Here is an 11,663-nt window from a genome sequence, read left to right on the forward strand (position 1 = left end):
AGATGCGCGCCAGAGCGGGGCAGAACCTCTCATTCACCGCGCTAATTCCCGCCAAGAAACGGTTTTAGCTTCCCTTCTTAAGGTTCTTCGCTGACTGTAAAATAACCTGTTCAACGTTTGCGCACAGACACCGGCGGGCATATAAAAGATAGTGGAACAATTCCTCACTACACGAAAGAAGGAGACTATGCGGCAAGGGGGTGTACACACGTGGGATTCTCACCGGCTCATATTAAACGGTGCACCCTAACCTGGGAGGCGCCCGACTACAGCACCTCATACCCGGCGGGCTATACAACTCGGGGCGTGGCTGTGATTGCAGTTGCCGAATACACCCGTAAGACTAAGGGATACTGTTACAGCACCCTCACGGCTCTTGTCTATATTTCGCGTGAAAACGGTGAGCGCATCGTTATTAACCAGGAGCCGGTGGTTGAATCGTGTATGCATTCGCTTCTTGACCCGTGCGATGTGGTGCACCCGAAGACTTTGGGGCGTATTGTGCTTAATGCCTGGGATGTTATTCCTTCGGATTATACGCACCACCTGGTGACGGTTGCCGCTGACCGGCACGATTTGAAGCTTCTTTTTCGTAATTGTGAGCAGCTTAAGAAGGCGATGGAGTACCGGGCGTTTGAGAAGGTGCTTGACCCGTACGATAACCATTCGCTGGGTGAGGTTCATGTGCGCCTTGCCGGTACGGATGCCGCCGAGACGATGCGCTATTTTCAGGATCGTGCCGAGCAGCTGACCGAACAGATGATCGCTGATACGCTGGCAGAGGTTCCCGAAAATCAGCTCGTGGACTATAACGTGTTCACCGATTGTTCCTTTCGCGCCACCCACAATAAGAAGTATTTGCGCGGTGGGCGCATGGGCATTGCCGGGGTGAGCGAGGACGGCTTTTATTTTCACACCCATTATGATGCCGTGAATATTATGACCGGTGAGCTTTCGGCGATGCTCGCGGCGTTTCACGTGTTTTATCATGGCGGTCGCCGCCTGATTATTAACACCGATTCCTTGGGCGCGCTGACCTTTCTTCTGCGGCTGGCGCACAGCCGTTGGGCTTTCGATTATTGGGTGCGTGAGGGCGTGCAGGACGCCCGGGTGATCGCCGAGATGGAGCAGCTGACCGCGGCTATTCGGGCGCATCGGGTGATTGTGAAGCACGTGCCGGGCCATACCGGGCACGGTCTGCAGGAGAGCAGCGATTCGGTGTCGAAGATGCACCGCCATTTTCCGGGGCAGATCGTGGATAAGCGGCATACGGTTGAGTTCAACCGCCGGTGCGAGTCGATTATCACGGCTCTGTCGGGGTGCAAGAAGGCCGTGCGGCTGCCCAGTCCGGAGTGGCTGCAGATTAAACCCTCGGCGATACACGCGGGAAATCGCATGTGGCGATAGGCTATATACTATATTTTTGGGTAGAAATGGACGACGCGCGATGCGTCCGCGACGGGTGCGGGCGATCGTGCGTTTTCTGCATTCGCGGGGAAAACATCGCGGATATGGCGAATCGGTATAAAACCCCATGTCAGCTGGTCTTTCAGAGGCGGCAGAAGGTGCGCTTGCACACGGTCATCACCACAGCCGCAGGTACCGCTTCGAGAGCACGGTCATGCCGAACTCCCTCATGTTACGGGCGTTTCCAGACCACGTTTTACAGGAGCGATGACCAGAGTCGGCAGATATTTTCGGTGACCTTAATGCGCTGAGGGCGTGAGGACCACGGGCCGTAACGCAGTTCCGTGCAGATACTTTCGTAGGTTCGCGCAACGTCGGCGAGTGCATCCACCATAGCGGCGTCTGCGATAAAGGTTGATACTTCGAGGTTGAGCGAGAATGAGCGGGGGTCCATATTTGATGAGCCGATAAACGCCATTTCGTCATCTACGTACATGAACTTGGAATGCAGTACTGTGGGGCTGGGGTATTGCAGAATGCGTACCCCGGATTGCAGCAGCGTCTCGTAGTAGGAGCGCTGCGCCATATTGGGGAGGAACTGGTCGCCTTTTTCGCAGACGATCACGGTGGTTTCGATGCCTGAGAATGCTGCGTTGGTGAGTGCCTGCAGCAGGGTTTCGTCGGGTACGAAGTAGGGTGAGCAGATGGTGATGCGTTTTTCTGCGTTGTAGATCATGTAGTTGATTAGGCGCAGGTTGTTTTCCGTCTCGAACCCGGGGCCGGAGGGAACTACTTGGGCGCGCATCGAGCCTGGAACGTAGGGGATTTTCGCCTCAATTTCTTCGAGGATAAGCTGGTTTGTTTCGGAGTACCAGTCGGAGACGAATACCGCGTTGAGCTCTTCGACGATGGGACCGGTGCATGAGAAGGTGAGGTCTTTCCACTCCAGGCCTTTACGCACGTTTTCTTTGAGGTCGTAGGAGCGGTGGATGGCGTTTTGCGAGCCTGAGAAAGCCACTGCGCCGTCGATCACAAGGACTTTACGGTGGTTGCGAAGGTCGGGGCGCTGCCATTGTAGTCGCCAGGGTTTGATGGGCAGCATCAGGCGCCATTCGATACCCGATTCGTTGAGCATTTTTGTCAGCTGCCGGTATGAGGGGTATTTGCGCGAGCCGATATGGTCGATGAGTACGCGCACCCGCACGCCGCGTTTTTGGGCGGCGAAGAGGGCATCCCAGAGTACTTTGGAGGCTTCGTCGTATGCGGTGATGTAGAACTCGAAGTGAACGTACCGCTGGGCTTTGTTGACTTCCTGCGCCATGATGCGCATGGCTTCGTGGTTGTCGTTATGCAGGGTGAAGGAGTTTCCGCCGACGAGGGGGAGCGAACCGAGCTTGTAGTTGAGTTGGCTGGCGACCAGGGTTGCTTCGTTGAGCCCGTCGGAGTCGGTGAGCTGTGGGGTGCCGCCGGTGGTCTCGCGGATCAGGTCGTTCATGGCGTGCTGCCGGGCTCGCCGGTATTGCGGAAGGTGAGAGGACCCGAAAATCAGGAAGGCTAGGAACCCGATGAACGGGATGAAGAAGATAGCCATGAGCCAGCCGAGTGCGACCACGGGCTTGCGGTTGTAGGGCAGCCAGAATAGGGACAGCACACGGATGCTCAGGTCTGCGAAGAACAGAATAATCCTGAGCCAATCGGGTAGGAAGTCGAGGTATCCGGATGAAAAAAAGTTCACCTTATTATTATGCCTAGCATTTTGTTTCTGTGGGGGAGAGGCAGGACACGCTGCGTCGCCTGCATAGTGCAGTTGTGTAAAAAATGCAGAAATGCAATAATTGCAGTTATGCAAAAACCTGAGCCGAGTCGCACCGAGACAAGCCTGCGTGAACGCCGCCGCGAACGCACCTGGGTGAACATTCACGAAACCGCCCTGCGCTTAGCCCGCCAGCACGGTATGCGCGGCAGTACTGTCGAAGACATCGCGGCGGAAGCCGGAATCTCGCCCCGCACCTTCTTCAACTACTTCGGAACCAAAGAGGATGCGGTGCTCGGCCTGCGCGCCCCCGCCATCACCGACGACCTGCTCGCCAGCGACCGGGCGCACGAGAACGACAACCTCATCGTGCGTATCACCCATTTGCTGCTGTACATCGTGCGGCACAGCTTCAACTTTGCCGATCACGCAAAATTCCGGGAGCGCATCGACGAATTCCCCGAATTTAGGCACCGGCTGAAGGTACACCATATCAACTGTGAACAGGTGCTCATTGACTATCTCAATACCGTCGATTGGGATGCCTTTAACGCCGCAGGAAGGCGCGGCCCTTTGATAACCCGCCCCGAAAATATGCCGCTGACAGAAACTGCCGAAGAACGCACCCGTGCCACGGTTCAGCTCGCATCCGCGGTGCTGCGGCAGCTGCACTTCGCCAAGGATATTGCCGACGAAGACGAGGTCGAGCGGCGCATCCACAACACCGTCAAAACTTTTCAAGCCCTGCTGAAGGAAAACTAGGAATGACGTCGCACTCAGACAAAACCGCTGAAGCCGCCGCTGCTGAAGCTAAAAAACATCAAATAGCGCTCATGTTCTCCGGCTTGGTCATCGTGATGCTCATGTCGGCACTGAACCAAACCATCCTCGCACCCTCACTGCCGACCATTGTGGGCGAACTGCACGGCGTGGAGCATATGAGCTGGGTAATTGCCACCTTCATCTTGCTCTCCACCATCACCATGCCGGTGTACGGCAAACTCTCCGACCAGTTCGGGCGTAAACCCTTCCTGATTTTTGCCATCCTCTCCTTCATGACGGGATCTATCATCGGCGCGCTCGCCCCCGATATGACCTGGCTGATCGTCGCCCGCGCGCTCCAGGGAGTCGGCGGTGGCGGCCTCATGATTCTTTCCCAATCCGTGGTCGCAGATGTAATCCCCGCCCGCGAACGCGGTAAATATATGGGTATTATCGGCGGCGTCTTCGCCTTCTCCTCGGTCGCCGGGCCGCTCATCGGCGGGTGGATCACTGAGGGTCCCGGCTGGCGTTGGGCATTCTGGCTTAACCTGCCGCTTGCCATACTCTCAATCTTTGCCGTCATTTTCCTGCTCCCGCACACCGCGCTCAAAGACCGCGAAAAGCGGCAGATCGACTACCTGGGCAGCATTATTCTCATGGCAGGAACCAGCGCGCTCGTGCTTGCCACCATCTGGGGCGGCAACCAGTACGCCTGGAACTCCCCGCAGATTATTGGGCTTCTCATCGCATCCGTCGTCGCGGCCCTGATCTTCATTCCGGTTGAAAACCGCGCCGCAGAGCCGATCATGCCCATGTACCTCTTCACCAACCGCAACTTCCTGCTCACCCTGGGCGCCTCTCTCGCCCTTGGCGTTGCCATGTTCGGTGCCGTCGAGTACATTCCCACCTACCTGCAAATGTCCCTGGGCGTGAGCGCAACCGTGGCGGGTCTGCTCATGATTCCCCTCATGGGTGCCCTGCTCGTGGTCTCCATTATTACCGGACGGCTGGTCTCCGCACGCGGCAAATACAAGGCATATGTGGTCACCGGTACCGCACTCGTGGCGCTCGGGCTCTACCTAATCTCCACCATCACCCCGAGCACCCCCACCTGGATCTTCTGCAGCTACATGGCGGTTATGGGTGCGGGTCTGGGCATGTCGATGCAGTTCCTCACCCTCATCGTGCAAAACGCTTTCCCCGTCACCGTCGTAGGAACCGCCACCGCGGCAAACAACTTCTTCCGCCAGGTCGGCTCAACCGTGGGTGCTTCACTCGTGGGTGGTCTGTTTACCTCACGCCTGAGCAGCCTGCTCAGTGAACGCATGCCCGCGCAAGCAGTAGCCTCGGTGGGGGATCACGGAACCTCCTCCCTGACTCCCGAGCTCGTCAGCCGGATTCCTGAGCCGATTCACGGCATTATCGTGAACGCCTACAATGATGCCCTGATTCCGCTTTTCCTCTACCTGGCACCACTCGGGCTAATCTCCGCGATTCTGCTTCTCTTCATCCGTGAGGATGCGCTCGCCACCACTATCGAAACGCACACCACTACCGATGTGGCGCGTTCGGCAACCGGTGCCATTGAGGTAATCACGCCCGAAATGGCGGCGAAAGATGCCGAATGCCTGAAGAAAATGCAGGGTGAAGCGCATACCGTGATTGACCCGGAACTTGCCTGTAGTGCATCCGATGAAACGGCTGAAACCGAGCAGCACGTTCAGGGCCGAAAGGAAACCGGCGAACCTTCGCGCGGCACCAAGCCCTAACGGCTTCTTAGGTAACCCTATACAGTTATTCCCCTCTCACGCTATGCTGGAGGGGAATAACTGTTAACCCCCTCACACGGAATGCGGGTCGCCTTCGTTGCTGAACGCCAACCCGCATGCACCATCCACAGGAGGACCCATGAAGATTCTGATCCCTACTTCAATTACGCTCGACGAAGAGAAACTAGGGCTTGAACCCGGCGATACCGTGCGGCACTACAACCCCACGGAACCTATCGCCGAGGAGGATACCGATGCCGAGGTCCTGATTGCTTGGGCGAATACCGCCGATCAGCTCGCGGATTCCGCCCGCCGCATGAAAAATGTGGGGCTTATTCAGGCGCTTCTTGCGGGACCGGATGCGGTGCGCGCGGCAGGCTTCACCCCAGATGCCGCCATCTGTGCAGGTGTGGGTCTGCACTCGAAGACCGTTGCGGAACATGCACTCGCGCTGACCCTGAACTTCGTGCGCTTCTTGCCGACGTTGGCGCAGGCGACGGTCGAGCATCGTTGGGCTGAGGAGCTAGGTGGCGCGCAGGAACTTCATCCGAAAGACCAGGTCACAACCCTGCTTGATGCCAATGTGCTTGTGTGGGGATTCGGCTCGATTGGCCAAGAGACCGCGCGGCTCTTCAAGGCTTTCGGCGCGAACGTAACCGGCGTTGCACAGAGCGCGGGGGAGCGCTCTGGATTCCCGGTGATTGCGACCGAACAAATCGATGAATACCTGCCAACTACGGATATTCTCGTGATGGTGCTTCCCACCAGCGATTCGACCTTCAAAGCGCTCGATGCCCATAAGCTGCAGCTGCTGCCCAAGCGCGCCTACCTGATTAACGTCGGGCGCGGTACCACTGTTGATGAGGATGCACTCGTCGCCGCCCTAAACTCCGGCTCGATTGCGGGTGCGGCACTGGACGTGACGGCAACCGAACCGCTCCCCTCCGATTCTCCCCTGTGGGATGCGAAGAATATCGTGATCACCCCGCATGCCGCCGGTGGTCGCCCCGTAAATCCGGAGGAACTGATCGCCCACAATATTCGTGCCTTCCGCACCGGTGCTGCTGCGAGCGAGTACCGTAACCGGTTCTAGAATTTTCACGAACGTAGAAAGTCACGTGTAAAAGAGATACATTCTCACCCCGTATCCTGTGATGCCATTCATAAATCACAGGATACGGGGTGCTTTTTGGTATGAAATTCATAAAATTTTTTTGCCCTAAATCCCGAAAATATAAGTTAGGGCCTACTTATTTTAGATGTTGGTTTTGCTCCTGTTTACATGGTTTTTCGTGGATTTTTTGGGGTCTGGAGAGGGTTTGAGGCGTTCTGGAAAAATATGACGCCACAAATCTTCGGTGTGTGTAAATCTTTCGTAACTTTTTGCCGAACCTTATTTTGATAGCGATACCGGGGATGCCGCCTCTAAGATCCTCGCAGCACCCCGCAAAATGGTGCTTGTCGGCTGATCTTAAGGCGATGTGGGTTTGGTGGATACCCGAATGTAAATATAAGATAAAGGAACTACGCTTCTAGTGACTATAGTCACTGGATTATCCGATGACGGAAGCTATTACACACATGCCTACGAAACCAAAATATCTAGGAGGGGAACCGCCCCATGTTTAGGTACATCCTCCGGAGGTCGCTCACTTACCTCGTGATGGTTTTCTTAACCACGACTATGGGTTATTTTGCGGCTGTTACCACTCTAAAACCTGCCCTTTTGGAGCAGGAAAAGGTACCGCGCCCCTCGCCTGAGCAGGTGAACCGCACCCTCGCATCCCTCGGACTCGACCCCGAAATGAGTGCGTGGGACAGATACATTCAATGGCTGACGAATGTTGTCACCAAATTTGATTGGGGACGCAGCCCAAACAGCGGATATATCAATCAGGAATTTGGTCAGCGTCTGTGGGTTTCTACCAGATTGATGCTCGCAGCGACTATTTTGACCATTATTATCGGTGTGGCGCTGGGTGTTTACTCGGCAGCGCGTCAGTACAAGTTTTCCGACCGGGTTATTACCGGGTATTCCTATCTCGTCTATATTATTCCTGCCCCCGTGGCATACTTCGTGGTGCAGCAGGGAGCGACCGCCATTAACAACATTGTGGTTGAAAACGGCGGCGAAAAGATTTTCTATGTGACCGGTATTTCGACGCCCGGTGTAACAGGCTTCTGGGATACCACCATAGACATGGCGGCGCACTATGTGGTGCCGACCTTCTGTATGACGATTTTCGGATGGGCCAGCTATCAGATTGCTCAGCGGCAATACCTGCTCGATAACGTGAACGCAGACTTCGTGCGTACCGCTCGCGCGAAAGGGCTCACCCGTAACCAGGCGATTACCCGCCACGCCCTGCGTGTGTCCTTTATCCCGGTGGCACAGTCGATTGCATACACCATTCCCACCATTTTTGCGGGTGCCTTCTTCGCGGAGTCCGTGTTTGCATGGCCCGGCATCGGTAAATGGTCTATTGATGCGATTGGTCAGCAGGATGTGAACGCTGCGACCGCTACTCTCGCCTACGGTTCCGTGCTGTTCGCCATCGGTGCCATTATCGCCGATATCGCGACCACGATCGTCGACCCCCGAGTGAGGATCTCATGAGCCAGGTAACTGAAACAAGCACGGTACCTGTCGTGCAGAATGGTGATTTTAAAGTTCTCAACAAGAACGTGATTATCCTCCGCCGCTTCTTGCGCAACAAGGCTGCGGTGTTCGGGCTTATCGTCTTTATCTGTGTGGGGCTTTTCGGGTACTTCGGCAAATATGTTTCTAAGTACTCCGCAACCGAATCTGACTTTATGACCCTCGGCGGTGAAGGCCCCTCCGCAGAGCACTGGTTTGGCACCACCGTGGGTGGTAACGATCTTTTCGCCATGATGAGCGAAGCCGTGTGGACCTCAATGGAAATCGGTCTGGTCGTGGGTATCGCCACCGTCATTATCTCCGCGATCTACGGTTGTGTGATGGCGTACTTTGGTGGCTGGATCGACAGGGTTATGCTCTTCCTCTTGGAAACCATGATTATGGTTCCCTCGCTGCTGATTTTGGCGATTTTCATCAACGGTCAGATCGGTAAGCAGATTCAGAAGACCGTTCCCACGTGGATTGTGCTCTCCTCTGTGCTGATTGTATTCGGCTGGATGGGGCCTGCCCGTGTGATTCGTGCGATGGCGCAATCCCTGATTGGGCGCGATTACGTGAAGGCAGCACGTTACATGGGCGTACATCCCTTCAAGATCGTGCTGCGGCACCTCGTACCGAATATCGGCTCGATGCTCGTGCTGAACTTCACGACCGGCATCATGATCGCTGTGCTCTCTGAGGTTGCGTACTCCTTTATCGGCATCGGTATTACCTATCCGAACTACTCACTGGGATCTTTGATTTCCGATGCCGCGCAGCAGCTTAATACCCTGCCGCATATGTTCTGGTTCCCCGTTATCTTCTTCTTCCTGCTGGTGGGGCCGCTCTCGCTCATGAACGATGGCCTGCGCGATGCCTTCGACCCGACTTCTATGTCGGTCGGTAAGATCAAGAAGTCAAAGAAACCTAAGAGCCAGAAATCGGCATCTAAGATCGAGGAAGCGGAGGCTCAGAAAGCCGGCGCTGCAGCACCATCAACCGACCCCAATCCCGATGCTCAGGCATCCACCCAGAATGAGGAGGCATAAAACTCATGAGCACTTCTCCCGTTCTGAGTGTTAAAGACCTGCATGTTAGCTTCAATACCGAAAACGGTGTTGTACATGCGGTGCGCGGTGTTGATTTTGACCTTTACGCCGGTAAAACCCTGGGTATCGTTGGTGAATCTGGTTCGGGTAAATCCGTGGCATCTATGGCGATTATGGGGCTTCACCCCACGACCGCTGATATTACCGGGTCTATCACATACAACGGCACCGAACTGCTGGGTCTGAGCGATAAGGAAATGTGCCAGTACCGTGGCAAGCACATCTCCATGATCTTCCAGGATCCGCTGTCTTCGCTGACTCCGGTGTACACTATCGGGGATCAGATTGCCGAAGTCCTCAAAATCCACAATAAGGGTATGAGCAAGCAGGCGATTAAAGATCGCTCTATCGAACTCATGCGCCTAGTGGGTATTCCTTCCCCAGCCGACCGTCTGCGTTCTTTCCCACATGAGTTCTCCGGCGGTATGCGCCAGCGCATCATGATCGCAATGGCAATTGCCAACGATCCGCGCGTGCTTATTGCGGATGAGCCTACCACCGCGCTTGACGTCACCATTCAGGCGCAGGTGCTTGAGGTTATGGATAAGGCGCAGGATGAAACCGGTGCGGCAACTATCATGATTACCCACGACTTGGGTGTTGTCGCCGGTATGGCCGATGACATTCTGGTGATGTACGCGGGTAAACCGGTAGAAATTGCTAAGGCTGAAGACCTTTACAAGTACCCCAGCCATCCCTACACCATCGGTTTGTTGGGTGCGGTTCCTCGCGTGGATCGCTCGCAGAAAACCTCTTTGGTGCCCATTGAGGGCACGCCGCCGAATCTGCTGTACCCGGTGGATCACTGCTCGTTCCGTGAGCGTTGCCCCGTCGCCAAAAACGGCGGTCAGTGCTGCAAGGACGACGCTGGTGAGCCCGAGCTCGCTCCGCTCAAGGGCGCTGGTGAGGGGCACTACTCCTCCTGCACTATCTCGCAGGACCTCATCAGTAAGACAGCCGAAGAACTCTATACCGTTCCTGAAACTCCCGTTTCGAAGTTTGAAAGCATTCCGCGCGAAGATCGCGCGCCGGTGCTTGAAGTGCGCAACGTGAAGAAGCATTTCCCGCTCATGAAGGGTTCCCTCATGAAGCGCCGCGTGGGCACCGTGAAGGCCGTGGACGGCGTATCTTTCGATATTCGTGAGGGTGAGTGCTTCTCAATCGTGGGCGAATCCGGGTGTGGTAAAACCACCACGCTGCTGGAAATTATGGAGTTCAGTAAGAAAACCGATGGCGAGATTCTGATTAACGGTGTCTCTACGCAGGATCATAAATCTGTCAGTGAGATTCTTGAACTGCGCAAGAACCAACAGATGGTTTTCCAAGACCCCACGGGCGCCCTCGACCCGCGCTTTACCGTCTACGAGATTCTTGCTGAGCCCCTGGAAAACCAGGGCATGAAGCGTCCGGACATTAAAAAGCGTGTGGTTGAGCTGATGAAGATCGTGGGTCTGCAGCCCGATCACGTGAACCGCTTCCCGAACCAGTTCTCCGGCGGTCAGCGCCAGCGTATTGGTATTGCCCGTGCGCTTGCCGTGAACCCGAAACTTGTGGTGCTGGACGAACCTGTCTCGGCGTTGGATGTCTCCGTTCAGGCAGGCGTGATTAACCTGCTTGAGGAACTCCGGGCGAGCCTGGGTCTGAGTTACCTGATGGTGGCGCACGACCTCGCCGTGATTCGCCACGCTTCTGATCGGGTTGCGGTTATGTACCTGGGGCGCATCGTCGAGATTGGTCACGTGGATCAGGTCTTTGATAACCCGATTCACCCGTATACCAAGGCTTTGCTTTCGGCTATTCCCGTGCCAGACCCGGAGGTTGAGGCTAAGCGCCAGCGCATCATGCTGGATGGCGACCTGCCCACTCCGGTTAATGCACCGGTAGGATGCGGTTTCTCCAGCAGGTGCCCCATCTTCAAGCTGCTTCCTGAGGATAAGCAGAAGCGGTGCCTGGAGGAAAAGCCCGAGGTTATCACGCTTGACGGCGAAGACCACGGTTATGCTTGCTACTACCCGGATGGTGCAGACCTTCCCGATGTAGCGCTAGAGTCGGTTTCGTAGAACCGCATGTGTGTTGCGGGGATGATTCTTCTATGAGAATCATCCCCGCAACGTTTTAAAGAGCTAAAAATTTATATTATGCGATAAAGCGAAATAGTGATATGAATTACCAGTATTTGAGATTGCAGGAAATAAATTCTCGCTCTGCAATTCCATGAATACAAT

8 protein-coding genes are annotated in these 11,663 nt (G+C 55.5%); 7 read left to right on the forward strand and 1 reads right to left on the reverse strand.

Going from position 1 to position 11,663, the window contains the following annotated elements:
• The first annotated feature begins 210 nt into the window (after positions 1-210).
• Positions 211-1,407 (forward strand): RNase H family protein, encoded by a 1,197-nt coding sequence (locus HMPREF3016_RS01060; RefSeq protein WP_048753412.1) that lies wholly within the window; start codon positions 211-213, stop codon positions 1,405-1,407.
• Between the two features lie 256 nt (positions 1,408-1,663).
• Here the strand turns inward: HMPREF3016_RS01060 and cls are convergent, their stop codons facing one another.
• On the reverse strand, positions 1,664-3,142 hold the full coding sequence (gene cls, locus HMPREF3016_RS01065; protein ID WP_070661322.1) for a cardiolipin synthase: 1,479 nt from the start codon (positions 3,140-3,142) through the stop codon (positions 1,664-1,666).
• Between the two features lie 108 nt (positions 3,143-3,250).
• Between cls and HMPREF3016_RS01070 the strand changes: the two genes are divergently transcribed.
• From HMPREF3016_RS01070 to HMPREF3016_RS01095, 6 genes are all read left to right on the forward strand, one after another.
• Positions 3,251-3,922, forward strand: a complete 672-nt coding sequence (locus HMPREF3016_RS01070; protein ID WP_233129341.1) for a TetR/AcrR family transcriptional regulator — start codon at positions 3,251-3,253, stop codon at positions 3,920-3,922.
• Positions 3,923-3,924: 2 nt separating this feature from the next.
• Positions 3,925-5,691: an MDR family MFS transporter gene (locus tag HMPREF3016_RS01075; RefSeq protein ID WP_070739490.1), complete on the forward strand. Its 1,767-nt coding sequence runs from the start codon at positions 3,925-3,927 to the stop codon at positions 5,689-5,691.
• Positions 5,692-5,830: 139 nt separating this feature from the next.
• A complete protein-coding gene (locus HMPREF3016_RS01080) occupies positions 5,831-6,784 on the forward strand; it encodes a phosphoglycerate dehydrogenase (protein ID WP_070536634.1) in 954 nt (317 codons plus the stop codon).
• A 528-nt stretch (positions 6,785-7,312) separates the two neighbouring features.
• Positions 7,313-8,308: an ABC transporter permease gene (locus HMPREF3016_RS01085; protein WP_013398417.1), complete on the forward strand. Its 996-nt coding sequence runs from the start codon at positions 7,313-7,315 to the stop codon at positions 8,306-8,308.
• Complete coding sequence (locus tag HMPREF3016_RS01090) at positions 8,305-9,378, forward strand: ABC transporter permease (protein ID WP_070739493.1); 1,074 nt, start codon at positions 8,305-8,307, stop codon at positions 9,376-9,378. The genes HMPREF3016_RS01085 and HMPREF3016_RS01090 overlap by 4 nt, the downstream gene beginning before the upstream one ends.
• Before the next feature lie 5 nt (positions 9,379-9,383).
• The gene (locus HMPREF3016_RS01095) at positions 9,384-11,498 is read left to right on the forward strand and encodes an ABC transporter ATP-binding protein (protein WP_048753398.1); all 2,115 of its coding nucleotides are present in this window, start codon (positions 9,384-9,386) and stop codon (positions 11,496-11,498) included.
• Positions 11,499-11,663: the final 165 nt, after the last annotated feature.

Origin of the sequence: Rothia sp. HMSC065D02 (genome assembly GCF_001815285.1) — a bacterium.
In the GTDB taxonomy this organism is placed as follows: domain Bacteria; phylum Actinomycetota; class Actinomycetes; order Actinomycetales; family Micrococcaceae; genus Rothia; species Rothia dentocariosa.